Here is an 18,936-nt window from a genome sequence, read left to right on the forward strand (position 1 = left end):
GTATTGGGCGCTAAATGACAGTGCTTTAAGTACATCTGTGCCTAATTATTGGTATTGATAGCCACACTTGCTGAGAGGCAAGGCCGGAAAGCTTCAGGTCTTTTGTATAACTGCCAAAGATGGCTGGGTTGCATATTTTTTATGCGGTGTTTAAAGGGTATTTATGAAAAAGCAATTCTATTTTCTCTCGGCAATGCTATTGGCGCTATTTTCATCAGTCAGTTCGGCTTCACTTATAGATTTTTATCAATATGGCTCAAGCGGCTTTGCCAATAATAAGCCAAAATTTATAAGTAATATCGGGAAAGGACACGGTAGAAAAATTTCAATTAATTACAATCTTGGAAGCAATTGGACAATCAATTCCGCCCATTTATGGGTTAAAGCTGTAGATGACTATAATGGTGGGTTTTGTAAGGGGTGGAAATGTAGGGATGGCCGTAGTAACGGTAAAGATCCAAGGGAATTCGCACGTATCAAAAATATTGAAGGCCATAAAGGCAACTGGGCATCAAAAGTGGTCAATGGTTACAAATGGTATGACGTGCTCAATGTCACATCATTCTTACGGCACGATACAAACGGCATATTTAAAGCACTGCTTAAATCTTCGCGAGGTGGCGATTTTTGGCTCAGAAATGCGAAGCTTGAAATTGATTACACTATCAATACGGCTTATGTCCTACCCTTAGTGGAACAAGGCACTCCGATAGCAACACCAACTCCAGCGGCAGTCCCAATTCCGGCAGCAGCCTGGTTGTTCGGTTCAGCTTTACTTGCTTTGGCCGGCTTGGTGCGTAGAACTGCCGTTACTGGCATAGCTGGATAAAGCGTTCAAATTTGATTCACCGATTTAGTTATAACCCAAAAAATTCGCCCGTCTTGCGACTTGGCCGTTTCGGCAAGCCGGGCCTTTTTCTTCTCGTTATTTTTCGACAGAAAAACTCTCCCCGCAACCACAAGAGCCTGTAACATTGGGGTTATTAAATTGAAAGGCTTCGTTAATGCCTTCCCTGCGGTAATCGAGTTGTATGCCATCAATAATTGGCAGGTCATGTTGTTGCACGATAACTTTAACCCCAAAATCTTCAAACACAGCGTCATCGGCTGCCACTGCATCAGAATAATCCAGCGTGTACGCATAACCGGAACAACCGGACTTCCTGACCCCCAGTTTTAAACCAACACCCTTGCCGCGTTTTTCCAATTGTTTTTTAATCTGACGCGCTGCGCTCTCTGTTAACGATACTGCCATAAACACCTCTAGCCTGGGATCACCAGGGTTTGTAATAAATCAGTAAATTCTATAATTTCCGTTTCGGTATTGCCTTTTCCCAAGCTGATGCGGATTGCACTTTTAGCAAGCCCTGACGACACCCCCATCGCTGCCAACACAGGACTCGGCTTGCCGCCGCCACTGGCGCAGGCTGAGCCGCTGGATACCGCGATGCCTTTCTGGTCGAGCTTCATGAGCAGCATTTCGCCATCCATTCCTTCGATGCCAAATTGTACTGTATTCGGCAACCTTTCTGTGTCTTTTGCAAAGATGGTAATGCCTGGAATAGCCATTAGCCGATCTTCCAAAAACTTTCTCAGCTTTAACAAACGCTCCGCACGTTGGGCAAGTTCTAGGGCCGCAAGTTCCGCCGCTTTACCGAAGCCTATGATAGCAGGTGCATTTTCTGTTCCAGCCCGGTATCCTTGCTCTTGCCCACCGCCCCAAAGCAGCGGCTTTATGTGAGTTGCCTTATCAAAAATTAACGCTCCACAACCCTTAGGTCCATAAATTTTATGGCTGGATAGCGTCATCATGTTCACCCCCAGATGGTTATAGTTGACTGGAATTTTGCCGACAGCCTGTACAGCATCGGTCAGCACGACAATACCCTTAGCCCTTAGCTGTTGGGTAAAACTGGCAACATCCTGGATAACCCCCGTCTCGTTATTTGCCAACATGATCGAAACCAGGGTCGGGCCGTGTCGAATGGTATCAGTGATCGCATCTTGGGTAACAAGGCCGTTATGATCAACGCCAATCAACTTCACATCGCAACCAAGCTTAGCCCAGTTTTCAGCAGGTTCGCTTATGGAAGGGTGTTCAACCGCTGAGATCGCCAAGCTGGAACCCCATTTTATCGCCGTCAACGCAAGGTTATTAGCCTCCGTGCCCCCACTCGTAAAAATAACTTGGGTAGGTTGCACTCCCACCAAAGCGGCAACTTGTTCCCGCGCCGAATCGATAGCGCTCCTGACTAACCTACCGTGCCGATATAAGCTGGAAGGATTACCATAAAATACCTGTAAAAACGGCAACATGGTTTCAAGAACACGTTCATCAATTGGGGTGGTGGCGTTATGATCGAGATAAATCATGTTACGGTATTATCCTGGCCTAGCTGCGCTTTTTTTGGGGCTATTTTCAACGCTTCTAACAAAGGGTGTGCAGGCATTTCATGCCTCTGACACCCGAAACTTGATGAGACTAAGCTTTCAACTATTACGGGCAACTTCGTGCTATCCAGCCTCATTGCCTTCAATCTGATGAGGCCAGGCCGTTAACACGGCTTTGACAACTGTAGCGAGAGGAATCGCCAAAAATACACCCCAAAACCCCCACAGCCCCCCGAAAAACAAGATAGCAAGAATAATAGCGATTGCATGTAAATTGACGGCCTCAGAAAATAAGACCGGGACCAGGACAACCCCGTCCAAGGCTTGGATTATCGAATAGGCAATAACCACATACATAAAATGATCGTCGGTCAATCCCCACTGGAAATATGCCACCAACACCACAGGAAAGGTTACTAACGTCGCACCGATATAGGGGATAATCACAGACAGCCCCATCAACACAGACAGCAAAATAGAATAATTCAACCCCATCGCTTCGTAAGTCCCGTAACTGACAACCCACAGGATTAGGACTTCGGTGAATTTGCCGCGGACGTAATTACCTATCTGCATTTCCACCTCTTCCCACACCCTGACGCTCAGATGCCTGTCTTTGGGCAAAAATTGCACTATCCACCCAACCAGGAGGTTTTTGTCTTTTAAAAAGAAAAATACCATCATCGGCACCAGGAACAAGTACACCATCGCACTCACCAAACCCAGGACTGAGGCTGCAGAAACTGACAGTACATTTTGTCCGTAAACCAGCATTTCCTTTTGGACAGTAAACATGATTTCCTGGATTTTGCTTTCATTAATAAATTGCGGGTACATTTCCGGCAAGCGCATAATCTGTGTCTGCACCCTGCTGACAAAAGCCGGAATATTTTGGATCAGCTCCACCGCCTGCTGCGTAATCAACGGCATCAAATAAAACAACAGGTAAGTAAAACCCGCCATAAAACAGGAAAACACCAAACCGACAGCCACCAATCTCGGGACACCTACAGACTCAACCTTAACAACCATCCCTTGCAAAAAATAAGCCAGGACAATTGCCACGTAGACAGGCTTTAATAATTCTGACAATGAATAGATCAGGACAAAACTGACCAGCACAATGACGGCAAGCGAAAACACCTGCGCATTCGGCAAAAAACGGTTAAACCGCTCTTGAAAAAACCGTTTATTGACAAAATACGGGTCGGAATTCATTGATGGCGAATAATTGATGCAAATATGTGTCCTTACATTCTACCTAAAATAAATAACTCTCACCTATGAAAACTGACAACGCCTAGCCGTCGGTTTTGATATTTAATTCAATATAAGGACAACATTGGTATTTCGTGTCATAGGACATCAACAAGAATGCCCGATTGATTAGGGAGTAGGGCTTGAACGTATGCACCGATAACAACGGGTCAACGTAATCAAAACTTAGGAGGGGTTCGTCCGTATGGATGACCAGCAGGTACTGGTCATAAGGCCCACCCTTGATGTTTTTGGAGACATCCTTCACCTGAAGCCGACGCGTGATTGAGTTAATCAGTTTTTTCTCGCTCCATTCGGCCAAATGGTCGGTATTGCCGTTCTTATGCGCCATAATGGCGGCAGGGTCGACCAATTCCGTCACTTCAATGCCTAATTTGCCGCCTTCATATAATACCGCTTCGCAATCGGGCGGGTCATTGCCTCGGCCTCGTGCTACGAGGGAATTGAAAAAACCCGCATTGGCTTTTTCCAGCGATTCTTTCAAAGAATCCACGACTGCCCATTCCTCAAGTTGCCGGTCTACCGGCCAGGCAAAAAAATCGCTGTACCCGCGTTTTTTTTGCTTGGCCTGTTCTAAAAGTTGGCCTGTAACCGTTTCCTCAGGCTTATCATGAACCATAAATGCAATAACTCATTTAACCAGTTGGCTATATAAATTAGTATTGGGCAACGGCGTATATCATAAAACAACATTATTAAAATTATCATCCTCCAGGCCTGTTAATTCCAGATAAGTCGCTAAATCGAATGAGAATATTCCCTTATTACCGCAAATTTAAGCAGGAAACATGCAAAATCGCACTTAAATAATAAGTTTATTGATTCAAGTCAAAAATGCCGTTTCTCTTGAGGGTAGCATACAATCGCAGCTTATTCCTGAAATCAGGGTGACAGCGGGGCTGAAAGGCTTGGTTAGATGCCAATAAGATACGATGTAAGCCCTCATAAAATAGGAGTATTTTTTTACAATTTTAATCAGGTGACGAGTTATGGGCGAAGTATTGGGCAAAAATAGCGACGAATTAGAGAGGCTTAAGAAAATAACCACGACGGTTTACCTTTGCCAAATCTTGACATTTTTTTTGGCAGGAATTCCCTTATTGGTTGGTGTGGCCATGAATTTTAAACATCGTAACGATGTTGTCGGGACTTGGCTTGAATCGCACTTTAATTGGCAAGTTAAAACTTTTTGGTTGACCTTAGCCGGATTTGCCTTGTCAGGGTTGACTTTCAGCTTCGGCATTGGTTTATATATCTTGTTTCCAACGCTTGCCATTCTTGCCACAAGGATAGCAATAGGTTGGACTGCCCTCATGGCGGGTAAGCCGATCAGTGATGGTTCAATTTGAATAACGGGTTTAAGGTAGCGGGCAACGAATGTTTTTGAATGCCTTAAGTCAATAGAAGAACTATTCGTTTAAGGTGGATTCTCAGGGGTCGTAAGTTGGCTTATCCACACCTGCCACACTGACAGCACGAGCGACAGAATGATCGGCCCCAAAAACAAGCCGACAACACCAAAGGCGGAAAGACCCCCAAAAACACCAAATACCCCAACCAGAAAGGGGATATCTCCCGCGCCACTTATCACCAAAGGACGGATCACGTTATCGATGGTGCTGATGGCAAAAATGCCCCAAAGCAATAATCCAATGCCATGCCAAAATTCACCTAACAGCATTATCGCAATGCTTACAGGCAACCACACTAACACAGCGCCCATTGGCATCATTGCCAATAGCGCGGTCATTGCGCCCAATAAAACAGGTGCATTGGCCCCTGCAACCGAATAACCAATCCCTGCGATTAAGCCCTGTCCCAAAGCAGCAAGCACTAGGCCATAAACTACCGCGCGAGTTGTATTGCCCGCTGCTTGTAGATAAATAGCCTGGTATTGGCCTAAAAAATAGCCAAAACCACGTCGTAGTTGTAATCCAGCCTGCTGCCCGTCGCGAAAACAAAAAAACAACGTCACCAAAACGAATCCAACATTGATGATGTTGCGTCCAATCCCACGCAAAAACCTGATCAGTTCACCTAGCCATTGCTTTGCCCAATCTAACAATTGCCCCCTCACCCCTGCTTCATCAGCATTTAGCTGGTCAAGATATTGCTGCAGATAGTTTCCTAGCCAAGGAATTTGGCTGATATTGTCGGGTATGTTCTTAGGCGGATGGGTGAAGATCGTCAACAGGCTGCGATAAACGGATTCAACCTCGCCTTGTAATAAATTCACTAACCAAAACACCGTCAATACAATTAATGCAGAAATAAAACCAGTCATGACAGCAGCGCTTAACGTTGCCCGGTTATGCAATTGCGCCTTAAGCCATCGATAAGCGGGCCACATAATATAAGCAATAATGAGCGCCCAAATAATAATGAGAAAAAAATTACGCAGCACGGCAAAACCCAGCCAAAACAAGCAACCCAACAAGGCGACTGGGACGGCATACTTAAAGGGAGGGCTACTTAGGAAGTCTGTCATAAGCTAAACCTTAGACATCTCTTTGCCCACATTTGCACCTAAATCCTTGCCACAATATAGCCGCGTCACCATAAAACCTCCCAAAACGACTCATTCCAATGATTCTTTGATCTAAATCAATTCCTAATCTAGCAAATTGCATAACAATGACAACGCCCGATCAATTAGGTCGGCATTAAGCCATCCTTATTATCGGAAAAAAATCGATTTAGGGACAGTAACAACAATCTATAACCGAGAGACACTATGAAAATCATTTGTAAATTATTAATACTCGTTGCCGCAGTCGTCACCCTGGCTGGATGCATTGACCAAGATGAAGGTAAAATGCAAGGCAATAAAGCATCCGATGCCATAACAAAATAACACCAGGGTATTTACACTGGGCAAAGGAGTCATCAAGCCGTTACCGTTGAGTTTGTTCAGGGTGATTACGCCGCCACCCGGGTGGCGGAGCTTGATGCCTCTCGTTTCGTTAAGGGATTCTAACGCGGGTGTTGCGACTAAGCCAGGAAAGCTTGCGGGCATAATGAAAGCTTAACTGACGAATTTAAAACTATTAGGCAAGCACGGTTCAACAATCGTTTTAAGTGAGTCCAGGTTATTGATTTGTACGCCACGTTGTTTGACCGTGATGACACCTTTTTTGCTTAGGACACTCAATTGTCGGCTGACGGTTTCTATGGTCAATCCCAAAAAATTGGCGATATCGTGGCGGTGCATGGTCAGGTTGAATTCGGTGCTTGAAAAACCCAAGGCGCTGTAACGCTGGGATAGCATCAGCAAGAAAGTTGCCATTTTTTCGGTTGCCGAACGGTTGCCTAGCAGCACTATCTTGTCATGGTCTGAGACGATTTGCGTACCGACTATGCGCAATAGTTGGGCTTGTAGGTTGGGTATCTTATTGCTTAATTCGTTTAGACGCGACAATGGCAATTCGCAAACCGTTGATGTCTCCAGTGCGACGACAGAACAATGAAAACGGCCATTTTTAAAGGAATCCAAGCCCATCAGTTCCCCAGGCAAATAGAAACCGACGGTCTGTTCGTTGCCATCCGCATTGGAAATAAAACTACGGAATGAACCCGATTTAACTGCAAATAGGCTTAGGCACTGATCCTCTTGACGATACAAGTAATCATCGGCTTTTATGGGTCGTTTACGCTGGACAATGTTCTCGAGTCGAGAAATTTCGTCCGGCCTTAAGCCGTAGGGAAGGCAAAGGGCGCTAAGTCTGCAATGTAGGCAATCTACTTTGTGGAAAACGGACTCCATCTTACTGTTCCAGTGGTTATATCGGATTATCAAACATGGATTTTTTGAGCGTTTTAATTTTTCTTTAACCAGAAAAAACGGGGCTCAAATTACCAGCAACCTTACTCTTTGTTGCATTATAAAAGAGAAAAACAATCCGAAAAATTATACGCTGATTATGGGATATCGCTTAGCAATTATATAAAAATCAATCTGGCAGATAATTCTATTGTCTTTTATTGCACGCTAATCCAATAAGTTGAGCGACATTTCTATTTGCCCTTAACACATTTCTAGACTACTTCCATCGATCTAATCAGGGTGTAGCACGCCAAAAATCTATTTGAACTTTTATTCATTCTATTTATCGATATTTTGACGAGAATTCTTGCAACATAGTATTGCATGAGGCGTATCGTTGAATCGTATAACGCATCAGCCTAATCCATGAACAGAATCAAGCCGTTTATCCTTAACTAGACGAAGGGCTTGATTAGGGCGTTTTTCTAAGAAGTACTTGTGAAGAGACAAACTTATGAAACCTGATTCAGAATCAAGCAAACCGGACGTCTTTTTCAGCCCAAATCCCACCTTTGTGGACAAAAATAATTATTCTTCAAAAAACGGCCCACGCCAAAAACTTAGGCCTTCCCTGCCCAAAACTTTAAAACAACAAATCGACCACGTTTCCAGGCAACAGTGGATTTCTGATGCCGCTTATTATAAAGCTGAGGCGAGAGGATTTGCACCCGGCCATGCAGCGACTGATTGGCTGGAGGCCGAACAAGACTACATAGAAATGCTGGTTGAACTGTTTTTATCGGTATCCAGGGAAGACGACTGGATGACCTTAACAGGTTTGCGGCAACTGGCAAAAGCAATTGGCGTACCCAGACCGGAAAGGATTGATTCTAAGTTGGAACTCATTCACTCGATCCAAGCCGTCAGCCGCCACCGTCCATGCTTCGGGACAAATCCCGGTGAATTCTGTCACCAGCAAGACGGATGCCAATGGAAAAGCGAATGTCAAAAACTGGTGGCTGAGTGGTGGCGGTAAGCATTCGATCCAACCCTATACCGTTTAGTTAAGGGAAAGCCCTCTTCCTCCGGAATAGTTGGGTAAAGCGAATTAATGCATGAACTTCATGATCTTTCACCTCACCCACCTGCTCACGCTACGCCGCAACATAGCTCTACTGACAGCATTCCGAATACACCAAGGAATGAAGCCTGCAATATTTTAACTATTGGAAATTGGAATCTTTCATGGACAAACAGTTTGATCCAAATCAAATCACTGCCCAGCCCTATACGTTAAACTGTGACCCTTTTTTAAGTTCACAAACTGCATATAACAGTTAACTGTTTCAAGAATTTTTAACTATATTTATATGCAGTCTTATTTCTAAAATTCAACGAGGCAATCAGTCAAATGGATGAGGAAGAACGTCAACGTATTCTTGCAAGCACACCGGTTGGAACATTTGCTTTACTGGCTGCTGTTATTGGTAGCATGGTCATTGCTTGGTTGTTTCTTTATTATGGGGTGTTTATCCCACGCGGCATTATCAATTAAGGCATTTTTATGCAAATAAATGCTATTCTCCAGAAATGCCATGACCTGATCGGCCAATTCGTGGATTTTCTCCAGGATTTCTGTGCCCAGTTCCGCACGGTACATGTTGATCCTTTGGAGCAGAAATGGATCAAAATCGCGCTGCTGATTATTGCGCTGCTAGTTGGAATTATCGCAATCGATGCATTCTTTCATGGTATTAATCCTCCCAGTAAAGTTGAAACCATTGATTCAGCTCGGTTGCATTTGAGCAAGGAGTTTGCGGAAAGCAACCTGGGCGTACAATTGGACGACAAAGGTGCGATTGTGGTCAGGATGGTGGCTGGCCGTTATTCTTTTTTCCCCAAACATATCTCGGTTCCCGCTGAAACTAAACTAACGTTTCGTTGGGTAAGTATGGATGTGCTGCATGGGGTGCATATCCCCATGACCAACATGAGTACGATGATAGTCCCTGGCTATGTGGCCGAGATAACAACGTCTTTCCCCAAGCCCGGCGAATACCCCGTGTTATGCAATGAATATTGCGGCTTAGGGCATAACCACATGTGGAGCAACATAAGCGTGATCGCCAAAGAAGATTGGAAAGCACCCGCAAACATAATAGCCAACAAGGATGCCAACAATGGATGATGCGATAGAACGAAAGCTGACAATAAGCCATTTCTGGGTGGCCTTTAGCGCGTTTATCTTGGCCTGTTTCATGGGCGAATATCAAGTGTTGGAGCGCAGTGGCCTCATTTCCGCACTGGATTCGCCCACCGTGTATTTCGCGTCAGTCAGCACTCACGGGGTGTTGATGGGTTTTGTGCTGACCACTTTCTTTATCATGGGCTTTGGTTATTATACCGCAACGACTAGCCTGAAAATGCCAGTGTGGAATCCCAAATTGGCTTGGTGCGGCTTCTGGATTTCCTTGTTGGGCACAGTAATGGCAGCTATCCCGCTGCTGACAGGTAAGGCCTCCGTCCTGTACACCTTTTATTTGCCGATCCAAGCGCATGTCGCTTTCTATTTTGGCGCAGTATTACTGGTCGTTGGTTCGTGGATCTGGTGCGGCATTATGCTGGTGATGTTCAGCCAATGGAAAAAAGCCCATCCTAAACAACCTGTCCCCTTGGCCATGTTCGCCACCACCGCCAATGCCTTGTTATGGCTGTGGACTAGCGTGGGCGTAGCCTTGGAAGTGCTGTTTCAAGCGATTCCCCTGGCCTTGGGATGGATCGATACCGTTGATCCCGGCTTGGCAAGAACGCTGTTCGCCTGGACGTTGCACCCCATCGTCTATTTTTGGCTGATCCCTGCTTACATTGCCTTTTATGTCTTTGTCCCTAAACAAGCGGGCGGATTCCTGTTTAGCGATGAAGTGGCGAGGGCGGCATTTATTGTATTGGCCGTATTCGGCCTGCCCATCGGTTTCCACCATCTTTACATGGACCCAGAACAGGCCAGCGGCTGGAAACTGTTGCACGGCATCGGCACCTTTGTGGTTTCGCTTCCCACATTAGTGACGGGCTTTACCGTTATCGCTTCCTTAGAAATCGCAGGGAGATTGCGTGGCGGCAAAGGCCTGTTTGGCTGGATTGGCAGCCTGCCTTGGACTAACTCGATGGTGCTGGCAGTCATCCTGTCATTGCTGATGCTTATCTTGGGCGGTTTTGGCGGGGTTATCAATGCCAGTTATGCCATGAATGCGATGATCCATAACACCGCCTGGGTCCCTGGCCATTTTCACCTTATTTTTGCCGGCACGACCGTCATTATGTATTTTGCAATAGCTTATTACTTATGGCCTTTGCTACTGCGTAAACCTTTATTTTCAAATTCAATGGCGTTAATCCAATTATGGACATGGTTTATCGGCATGAGCATTTTGACCACACCTTGGCATGTCCTGGGTTTGCTCGGTCAACCGCGCCGTATATCTTCCGTGGTTTATAACACCTTGTTGACCTTGGCTTGGAAACCTTATGAACTTGCCATGATATTCGGTGGGTTAATTTTATTGGGCTCAGCTTGCTTGTTCATCTACAACTTAGTCAAGACACAGTTAAACGCAGCACCTGAAGAATTTACCCAGCAAATCGAATATGCCGAACCCATACATCCAGTCAAGACTGTACCCGACTATCTCAATGACTTTAAGCTCTGGAATCGGGTCATTGCCGTGTTGATGGCAATCAGTTTTGGTGTGCCTATCTTGCAGTTTTTCTTTATGGATACCTTTGGTTCGCCAGCGTGGGGATATTGATGATGGCACGAATTATTGTATTGATACTGGCGATTGTTGCTCCCATTATGGTCAATGCCGCCAACCCTGAATCGCAGAATTCTGGATCACAGATTGCCTGGACGTCCGAAACCTTGAACTTGGTAAAACAGGGCGACCCAGGAAAAGGACACGCGTTGGCGGAATCCTGCAAAGCCTGCCATGGCTTACGGGGGGAAGGAATGCCCGCCGAAACCCAGGACGACGGGAAAATCCCTGCCATCCCCGCGCTGGCCGGCCAGAATGCCAATTATATGTTTAAGCAACTGCGCGATTATTCTAACGATGACCGCAGCAACGGTACCATGACAGCTATCGCCAAAGGCTTATCGGAACAGGATGCAGCTGATTTGGCGGTTTGGTATGCGTCCTTAGCGTTGCCAAAATCTTCAGGTAAAAGTCAGGATATTGCCAACGCCGAAACGTTGGTGGAGGCAGGTGACGGCAAACGCATCCTTCCGCCTTGTTTTGTTTGCCACGGCGCAAACGGACAAGGCGAAAAGATTGATATTCCGAGCCTCGCAGGGCAACAGGCGGATTATTTTGAGAGGACGCTGGTCCAGTATAAGAACGGCGAGCGCCATAACGACATTTACAGTCGTATGCGGCTGATTGCAAGGCAGTTGAGCGAGGCGGAAATTAAGGCGTTAGCTAATTATTATGCGAGCCCTAGATAACGATCATTCGTATCGTTTAGATGTCATTGCGCTGTATACCCCTATCGAGCAGTTGATGGTTGGTAACTGACGGATCGATTTTGCAATAATCTCACGACAAGCAATTCGTGAAATTTCATGGCTTAATCATTGTCTATGGGTTTGCACTACCAGAGCAATAGGAGAACAGCATGCCCCAGAAAAAAAACTACATCCGCTGGTTTAACGAGTTGACTATCGACGATATTCCCTTGGTGGGCGGCAAAAATGCCTCATTGGGCGAAATGGTCCGCGAGTTAATACCGCAAGGCATCAATATTCCCAATGGTTTTGCGGTGACTGCTGAAGGCTATCACTACATGCTCGATCAAGCGAATGCCTGGGACGGGCTGCATGAGGCACTTGACGATCTTGATCCTGATGATATGGCCGACCTGGCAAGGCGGGCAAGAACAGCCAGAGAAATCATTTATGCCGCTCCCTTGCCAAACTTGCTTGAACAACAAATACTTGCGGCCTATCGCCAGCTTCAAGACCAGTATGGCGACGAATTAAGCCTAGCCGTCCGCAGCTCCGCCACTGCTGAAGACTTACCGACAGCCAGCTTTGCAGGGCAACAGGATACCTTCCTGAATATCCGTGGTGAAAAACCGTTACTGGAAGCCTGCAAACGCTGTTTTGCCAGCCTTTTCACCGACCGCGCCATCCATTACCGCGTCGACCAGGGTTTTGACCACTTCAAGCTCGGCCTTTCCATCGGCATCATGAAAATGGTGCGTTCTGACTTGAGCGCCAGCGGTGTCATGTTTTCCCTGGATACAGAATCGGGCTTCAATGACGTGGTGTTTATCACTGGCGCTTACGGACTGGGTGAAAATGTGGTGCAAGGCGCAGTCGACCCCGATGAATTTTACGTCCATAAGCCGACTTTTGAGAAAGGCTTCCGCGCCGTCCTGAAGCGGACTCTGGGCGCTAAGAAAATCAAGATGGTTTACAACGAAGGCCGTACCCGCGAGCCTACCCGTAATATCGTCACCTCAGAAGAAGAACGCAACCACTTTTGCATCAATGACCAGGATGTTTTGACGCTTGCCGATTATGCCATCAAAATCGAAAAGCATTACAGCAGCAAAGCGGGACAAGCTAAGCCGATGGACATGGAATGGGCGAAAGATGGGGTTGACGGCCTGTTATACATCGTCCAGGCTCGGCCTGAAACGGTGGTATCGCAGCGTAACAGCTTAATGATGGAAAGTTATGTCTTGAAAGATAAGGCTGAAGCGATAGCCATCGGTCATGCCATCGGCAGCAAGATTGCTACGGGGAATGCCCGTATCATCGAGCATCTGGCCCAGTTGAGTGAATTCAAACCCGGTGATGTGTTGGTTGCCGACATCACCACGCCCGATTGGGAGCCGGTGATGAAAATCGCCTCCGCCATCGTAACCAACCGGGGCGGTCGCACCTGCCATGCGGCAATTATCTCGCGGGAACTGGGCGTACCCGCCGTTATCGGCTGCGAAAATGCCACGCTTGCCATTAAAAACAACTCGTCCGTGACCGTTTCGTGTGCGGAAGGCGACGTGGGCAAGGTCTATCCAGGCATTCTTGACTTTGAGGTCAATACCACCGACTTGTCCGGTTTACTTAGGCCTCTTACCAAGATCATGTTGAATATCGGCAACCCGGAACTGGCGTTTAAACATTCATTTTTGCCGAACGATGGCGTAGGCTTGGCGCGGATGGAATTCATCATCACCGAATACATCAAAGCCCATCCTTTGGCGTTGATCCATCCAGAACGGGTGCAGGACAAGGCCGTACTTGAGCAACTCAAACGGCTTACCCGCAGTTATGAAAAGCCGGAAGATTTTTTTGTTGAACGGCTGTCCGAAGCGGTGGCAACCATTGCCGCCGCATTTTATCCCAAGCCCGTTATCGTCAGGTTATCGGATTTCAAGACCAATGAATATGCCGCACTGCTGGGCGGCAAAGATTTCGAGTTTGAAGAAGCCAACCCGATGATAGGATTCCGGGGCGCTTCCCGTTATATCCATCCTGCCTATGCCGAAGGTTTCGCTTTGGAATGTACGGCGATGAAGCGGGTTCGTGACCAGATGGGATTGACGAATGTCATATTGATGATCCCTTTCTGCCGCCGTGTCCAAGAAGCCGAACGAGTATTGGAAGTTATGGCTACGCATGGCCTGAAACGGGGCGATAACGGGCTTGAAATCTATGTCATGTGTGAAATCCCCAATAACATCATCCAGATTGATGGTTTCTCGCAGTGTTTTGACGGCTTTTCCATCGGCTCCAATGACCTAACCCAGCTTACCCTGGGTGTAGACCGGGATTCCGCCATCCTCGCCGCAGATTTTGACGAACGCGACCCTGGCGTAAAGGAAATGATCCGTCTAGCGGTCAAAGGGGCACAACGTAATCACAAGCACATCGGCTTGTGCGGTCAAGCGCCATCGGATTATCCTGAAATGGCCGAATTTTTGGTTGAAATAGGGATTGATTCGATCAGCCTTAATCCTGATACCGTGTTGCAAACAACACAAAACATTCTTGAAACCGAACAGCGTTTAGGCCGTTAGGCGACCTCAATCACAATTTCAGTTTTAAGGGAATTGCCGACAAAGCATTGCCCGTGTGCGTCATGGTGGATTTCTTCGATTTCATGGGCATCGGGCTGTTTACTACCGGAGAATTCGATGCGAGGGCGAAGTGCAATTTTGGACATATATGTCTTGCCTTCAGGATTCTTGCCCATTACGCCAAATGCCTGGTCACTGTAGTTGTCCACAACAAAACCGCGCCTTGCTGCGATGTAAAGGAAAAACAACTTATGGCAACTTGAAGTTGCGACCACCAGCGCTTCTTCTGGATCGATCGCCTCCAGAGATGACAATGATGCCGGAAGTACAGATGGAGCAGACGAGGCCGGAATCGTAGGCCCATCAAATTCCCATTGATGTGAACGTGAAAATTTGTTGTCCACGAACAACTGACCTTTCCGTTCCCAATGAATTTTGGCTTATATTGTCCCTTAAGTTTATTTCTTCGTAACAAGAGTATTATTTCATTTCTGTTTTGGATTTAATGCCAGTTCAATAATATGTTTGGCTGCCTCTTTGATAAGCACTGTCGTAGCAGTTTCTTCTCCGCCCAAAGTCGCAAAAGCACCGTAGTTTTGATTGAAACCCGGCTCTAAACCGGTAAACCTTTCCTCTCCGTTCATACTGGCCAAAATTTTCCCTCCCTGATTTTTGTATTCAGCAAGATAAAGAAGGGAACCCCTTCCAGCCCCGAAACCGACAGTTAATCGAAGGGCGGCATTGCCTGGATCAAATTCAGTTACATTAACATCGAGGTTTAATGTTTTTGGGTTTGCTTCCTCTGGGAGATCAAATCCCGCAATAATAAGCTGGCCTTTAATTTCTCGCGTTAGCTGGTCTAAGGCGCTTTTCGCGATATTTTGGCCTGTGATATTCACTCGAACGGTTTCACCAATAGATCTCAAGCTTGTTTCCGGCGTTTTTAACACCGTTTTGCTTGAACAGGCGACCAATGAGCAAGCGAATATAACCAAGACTAACACCTTATCAACTTTCATAATATCCATCCACAACCCTATATGATCGACTTGAATTTATTACGAAATCATTCCACCAAAAACTCCCGCATCATGCCCATGTCTTCGTGTTCAAGGTTATGGCAATGGAACATAAATAACCCTTTAAAATCTTGGAATGGTTTGATGATACGTACCGTCTCACCCGGCATAACGAGGACGGTATCTTTCAGGCCGCTATTGATAAAGCCTTGGTTGACCGTTGCATAATCACTTTCACGTGAAGAATCAATACTACGGCTGACAATCTGGAACGACTGCCCATGCAAATGGATAGGATGCGCCATCGCCATCATCCCGCCCATGCCCATTCCTCCACCCATGCCGCCGTGTTGCATACCTCCCATTCCCATGCGACCCATCCCCATACCGCCGCCTTCGCCCATTCCACCCATACCCATCATGCCATGTCCGCTGCCCTGCTCATGGGAAATCTCCATGAGTTGTATGGTGTTTAGAGGAATCCGCTCCCTATCCTGAATATCCTTGTATGCGTAAGGTCGGCCATTCAGCAGCATGGCCATGTGGCCTTCTGAAATAGTAATCGGCACCGCTTTATTAGGATTATGGGTTTCGTCAATCCCGTATCGGCTGATTTTGGCTAATTGTATCGGCAATTTGGGGCTATCACTGACTTTCTTGGTGATACGTGCGGTAAAAATGGCATAGTCGCTACCCACAGGCAAACCAAACCCATGGTGCCCCATCATACCCATGCCCATGTGCGGCAAAACGCCGGAAAAAGGTAAACTCCGCATGACCAGTTCGGACCCTAAAGTGCGGTTACTGAAATCTGCCCACACATCCAAACGCTCTCCAGGCACAAGCATTACATAAGGCTTGTGTTCCGGTTGTTCAAGCAGCCCACCATCGACGCCCAATACGGTCATTGGCGTGCCGTCATCCCATGCCAACTTATAAATACGGGCAGTGGATCCATTGAGGAAACGTAACCGATAGGCGCGGGTCGCCACATCCAGTTGCAATTCGGGATGGCCATTGACCAAAATCCGGTTGCCATAAAAGCCAAACATGTTGCTGTGCATATTGGGCGCATAAATTAGCTGGTTTTGCCCATCGAAAAGGCGGTCTTGGATGACAATCGGAATTTCAAACTCGCCAGTGGGCAACCCTAAAGCCGCCTCAATCTCATCATTGACGATGATGGCACCGGCAAGGCCTTGATAAACCTGCTTTGCTGTCGCTTCATGGGGATGGGGATGGTAAATCGCCATACAGGCCCGGTTGGCCACTTCGAATTCATACACAAATGTTTGGCCTGACCCAATGGCATACATGGGATGTCCATCGACCTCGGCGGGGACATGCAAGCCATGCCAATGGGTGATAGTGTCTTCGTCTAATCGATTATGGAGGTTGATACGGACTTTCTGGCCTTTCTGCAATCGTATGATAGGGCCTAAATAAGAGCCGGGAATTTCGGTCACGGTATGCTCAGGGCCATGCAACAGTTTTGCCGTATATTGCTGTACACGGGTTTTGCGGCCTACCAAAATTTGGGCTTCGGCATTTTGGCAATAAAGCTCAAGTTCCACGTCGGGTTTAAAGTTAACGGATGCTTTTCTTGGTTGCACCATAGGCATACCATGCATCGTTTCTGCGGCGGTTAACCACTGCGGCAAACTGGCAAAAGCCAGCAACCCAATACTGGATTGTTTTAGGAAATGACGGCGCGAATGAAATCTTGAAATAGACATAAGAACTCCCCTAAAGATTCGTCATGCCATGCGTCCTCTGCCCTATTCAATGAAAAAATGGCTGACCCTGAATGCACAAAAGAACCAGCCCAAGGAGGATGTCAATAACGACAAGTCCATTATTGCAGCATCAACTTCAATGGTTTTGATATGAATCAAATAATCCCGTAATTAAACCTGTTATCGTAGCACTTGTGGGTTAAGTAATTGACTGCACTAACTAATAATAAAAAACAAACAATGAACTTTTGCTCACTGGCAGACTCCCACGCACACAATGCTTTGTTCATTGCCTTTTCAATTTAACCGAGGAGATTTCTATGAAAAATAGTTACCAATCAATTGCAGCAATGTGTTTATTAGCGGCTATAACCGCTACTGGAAATGCAGAGGATGCCAAAAAAACTGATGCTATGCCTATGGAAGGTATGGGAATGGGGATGCACCACGGCATGGGCGGCATGATGGCAGGAATGTCTGACGAAGAAAAGGATAAGCACCTGCGTTCCATGCAGGAGCACATGCTGAAAATGCATGACCTTTCCAATCAAATATTGACGGAAAAAGATGCCTCTAAAAAAGAACAACTTAAAGCACAACAATTACAGTTGATGAAGGCGCACCATGCCGAGATGATGGAACGCCATCATAAAATGCCGAAGAAGTAAGCAGATTTGTATTAACAAACTGAGATTACACAGATAGTCGTAATATGCGTTTTGTTTTATTGTCGGCTTACAACCGCCCCATGCATAATGGCCCTGCGTTAATCAGCCAAATCCGAGTCATCTGTGTCCTATTGCTTGTTCACGAATAGGATACGGACGACACGGATTGCTCAAGCTCCAAAATAATCCCGATATGCCTTAACAATAGCGACACTGGACAGCATCAAAAAGAGTATCCCACCGATTTTGTGCAGCAATTCCAAGGGTATTTTTTGTAACAGTTTCCGACCGGCCATTACACCTAACGCCGATGTCACCCCTAGCGCCAGCGTGGATCCCAACCATACCCCTGCGGGGCTGCCCGTGCTGCTTAACGCGACCACGGCGAGTTGGGTTTTGTCGCCAAACTCCGCGATGGTAATCAATAAAAATGTCGTGAGAAAAATACCGTGGCCTGATTTTTCCTTGAACTCCTCGTGGGGTTCTTCCGCTTCTGTCCGTAGCGCTTGAATGCCGAATACAATAAACATTAAGGCCACCGTACCCGCGATCACGTAACCAGGCAACCAGTCGGCAATTGCCTTACCAAAACTAACGGCCAATGCATTCAACAAAGCAAACGCAGCGAGCGCACCCAATACCACAGGCGTATGCCTGTGCCTAGATGCCAGGGCCATGCAGACCAATTGGCTTTTGTCGCCCATTTCGGCAGCCAGGATCAAGGCAAAACTGGTGGCGGCAGACGTAAGGATGGTTTGTATATCGCTCAGCGGGAAAGTGGCGAAAAATAGGGTTAATTTGTCGAATGCTTCGCAGGCCTTATCTGTTAATTGCAACGATGCGGCAAATGATTCTATGTCTGTTTGGAGTGTATCCATGAGCTTATTTTAGTATTGTTAAGTTAGTATAGCATTTGCTACACTTACCCAATTTGTAGGGGTAAAGGCTAATATGAATTGTCCAAAATGTGGTTCGACCGATTGCGGCAAAGATGGCAT

At 46.6% G+C, this 18,936-nt stretch carries 20 protein-coding genes and 1 riboswitch; of the genes, 9 read left to right on the top strand and 11 right to left on the bottom strand.

Annotated features, from left to right (window positions below; translation table 11 throughout):
* Window positions 1-50: 50 nt before the first annotated feature.
* Window positions 51-136: riboswitch (cyclic di-GMP riboswitch) on the top strand.
* A 27-nt stretch (window positions 137-163) separates the two neighbouring features.
* Entirely contained in the window at window positions 164-829 is a 666-nt protein-coding gene (locus MGMO_RS08730; RefSeq protein WP_023494689.1) for a hypothetical protein, read from the top strand.
* A gap of 96 nt (window positions 830-925) precedes the next feature.
* Here MGMO_RS08730 and MGMO_RS08735 read toward each other — a convergent pair whose 3' ends face one another.
* The 4 genes from MGMO_RS08735 to MGMO_RS08750 all read right to left on the bottom strand — a co-directional run bounded on the left by MGMO_RS08735 (window position 926) and on the right by MGMO_RS08750 (window position 4,288).
* Window positions 926-1,255, bottom strand: coding sequence for a HesB/IscA family protein (locus MGMO_RS08735; protein WP_023494690.1), 330 nt, complete (start codon window positions 1,253-1,255; stop codon window positions 926-928).
* Between the two features lie 8 nt (window positions 1,256-1,263).
* The gene (locus MGMO_RS08740) at window positions 1,264-2,373 is read right to left on the bottom strand and encodes a cysteine desulfurase family protein (protein ID WP_023494691.1); all 1,110 of its coding nucleotides are present in this window, start codon (window positions 2,371-2,373) and stop codon (window positions 1,264-1,266) included.
* 141 nt (window positions 2,374-2,514) lie between these two features.
* Window positions 2,515-3,609 carry an AI-2E family transporter gene (locus MGMO_RS08745; RefSeq protein WP_023494692.1) on the bottom strand — a complete coding sequence of 365 codons (1,095 nt, stop codon included), beginning with the start codon at window positions 3,607-3,609 and terminating at the stop codon, window positions 2,515-2,517.
* 82 nt (window positions 3,610-3,691) lie between these two features.
* Complete coding sequence (locus tag MGMO_RS08750) at window positions 3,692-4,288, bottom strand: hypothetical protein (protein WP_023494693.1); 597 nt, start codon at window positions 4,286-4,288, stop codon at window positions 3,692-3,694.
* A gap of 370 nt (window positions 4,289-4,658) precedes the next feature.
* Between MGMO_RS08750 and MGMO_RS08755 the strand changes: the two genes are divergently transcribed.
* Window positions 4,659-5,018: a DUF4870 family protein gene (locus tag MGMO_RS08755; protein ID WP_023494694.1), complete on the top strand. Its 360-nt coding sequence runs from the start codon at window positions 4,659-4,661 to the stop codon at window positions 5,016-5,018.
* A gap of 68 nt (window positions 5,019-5,086) precedes the next feature.
* On the opposite strand, the gene MGMO_RS08760 is transcribed toward MGMO_RS08755, so the two are convergent.
* The 3 genes from MGMO_RS08760 to fnr form a co-directional block, all read right to left on the bottom strand.
* On the bottom strand, window positions 5,087-6,157 hold the full coding sequence (locus tag MGMO_RS08760) for an AI-2E family transporter (RefSeq protein WP_023494695.1): 1,071 nt from the start codon (window positions 6,155-6,157) through the stop codon (window positions 5,087-5,089).
* Window positions 6,158-6,424: 267 nt separating this feature from the next.
* Complete coding sequence (locus tag MGMO_RS08765) at window positions 6,425-6,685, bottom strand: hypothetical protein (protein WP_023494696.1); 261 nt, start codon at window positions 6,683-6,685, stop codon at window positions 6,425-6,427.
* A 9-nt stretch (window positions 6,686-6,694) separates the two neighbouring features.
* Window positions 6,695-7,432: a fumarate/nitrate reduction transcriptional regulator Fnr gene (fnr, locus tag MGMO_RS08770; protein ID WP_023494697.1), complete on the bottom strand. Its 738-nt coding sequence runs from the start codon at window positions 7,430-7,432 to the stop codon at window positions 6,695-6,697.
* Between the two features lie 514 nt (window positions 7,433-7,946).
* On the opposite strand from fnr, the gene MGMO_RS08775 reads away from it, so the two are divergent.
* The 6 genes from MGMO_RS08775 to ppsA all read left to right on the top strand — a co-directional run bounded on the left by MGMO_RS08775 (window position 7,947) and on the right by ppsA (window position 14,515).
* Window positions 7,947-8,468: a DUF2934 domain-containing protein gene (locus MGMO_RS08775; protein WP_023494698.1), complete on the top strand. Its 522-nt coding sequence runs from the start codon at window positions 7,947-7,949 to the stop codon at window positions 8,466-8,468.
* A gap of 375 nt (window positions 8,469-8,843) precedes the next feature.
* Complete coding sequence (locus tag MGMO_RS20315; RefSeq protein ID WP_023494699.1) at window positions 8,844-8,987, top strand: hypothetical protein; 144 nt, start codon at window positions 8,844-8,846, stop codon at window positions 8,985-8,987.
* A 9-nt stretch (window positions 8,988-8,996) separates the two neighbouring features.
* Entirely contained in the window at window positions 8,997-9,620 is a 624-nt protein-coding gene (locus MGMO_RS08785) for a cupredoxin domain-containing protein (RefSeq protein ID WP_023494700.1), read from the top strand.
* On the top strand, window positions 9,613-11,238 hold the full coding sequence (locus MGMO_RS08790; RefSeq protein ID WP_023494701.1) for a b(o/a)3-type cytochrome-c oxidase subunit 1: 1,626 nt from the start codon (window positions 9,613-9,615) through the stop codon (window positions 11,236-11,238). The genes MGMO_RS08785 and MGMO_RS08790 overlap by 8 nt, the downstream gene beginning before the upstream one ends.
* Window positions 11,238-11,933, top strand: coding sequence for a c-type cytochrome (locus MGMO_RS08795; RefSeq protein ID WP_023494702.1), 696 nt, complete (start codon window positions 11,238-11,240; stop codon window positions 11,931-11,933). Before MGMO_RS08790 ends, MGMO_RS08795 begins: the two co-directional genes overlap by 1 nt.
* 170 nt (window positions 11,934-12,103) lie before the next feature.
* A complete protein-coding gene (ppsA, locus tag MGMO_RS08800; protein ID WP_023494703.1) occupies window positions 12,104-14,515 on the top strand; it encodes a phosphoenolpyruvate synthase in 2,412 nt (803 codons plus the stop codon).
* On the opposite strand, the gene MGMO_RS08805 is transcribed toward ppsA, so the two are convergent.
* The 3 genes from MGMO_RS08805 to MGMO_RS08815 form a co-directional block, all read right to left on the bottom strand.
* Window positions 14,512-14,919, bottom strand: coding sequence for an OsmC family protein (locus tag MGMO_RS08805; protein ID WP_023494704.1), 408 nt, complete (start codon window positions 14,917-14,919; stop codon window positions 14,512-14,514). The genes ppsA and MGMO_RS08805 overlap by 4 nt on opposite strands.
* Before the next feature lie 81 nt (window positions 14,920-15,000).
* Window positions 15,001-15,543 carry a DUF4410 domain-containing protein gene (locus MGMO_RS08810; RefSeq protein ID WP_023494705.1) on the bottom strand — a complete coding sequence of 181 codons (543 nt, stop codon included), beginning with the start codon at window positions 15,541-15,543 and terminating at the stop codon, window positions 15,001-15,003.
* A 38-nt stretch (window positions 15,544-15,581) separates the two neighbouring features.
* Window positions 15,582-17,270 (bottom strand): multicopper oxidase family protein, encoded by a 1,689-nt coding sequence (locus tag MGMO_RS08815; protein WP_023494706.1) that lies wholly within the window; start codon window positions 17,268-17,270, stop codon window positions 15,582-15,584.
* 320 nt (window positions 17,271-17,590) lie between these two features.
* Here MGMO_RS08815 and MGMO_RS08820 point away from each other — a divergent pair, with 320 nt between their 5' ends.
* Window positions 17,591-17,938, top strand: a complete 348-nt coding sequence (locus tag MGMO_RS08820; protein WP_023494707.1) for a hypothetical protein — start codon at window positions 17,591-17,593, stop codon at window positions 17,936-17,938.
* 170 nt (window positions 17,939-18,108) lie between these two features.
* Here the strand turns inward: MGMO_RS08820 and MGMO_RS08825 are convergent, their stop codons facing one another.
* The gene (locus tag MGMO_RS08825) at window positions 18,109-18,816 is read right to left on the bottom strand and encodes a TMEM165/GDT1 family protein (RefSeq protein ID WP_023494708.1); all 708 of its coding nucleotides are present in this window, start codon (window positions 18,814-18,816) and stop codon (window positions 18,109-18,111) included.
* Window positions 18,817-18,936: the final 120 nt, after the last annotated feature.

Source organism: Methyloglobulus morosus KoM1 (assembly GCF_000496735.2).
In the GTDB taxonomy this organism is placed as follows: Bacteria; Pseudomonadota; Gammaproteobacteria; order Methylococcales; family Methylomonadaceae; genus Methyloglobulus; species Methyloglobulus morosus.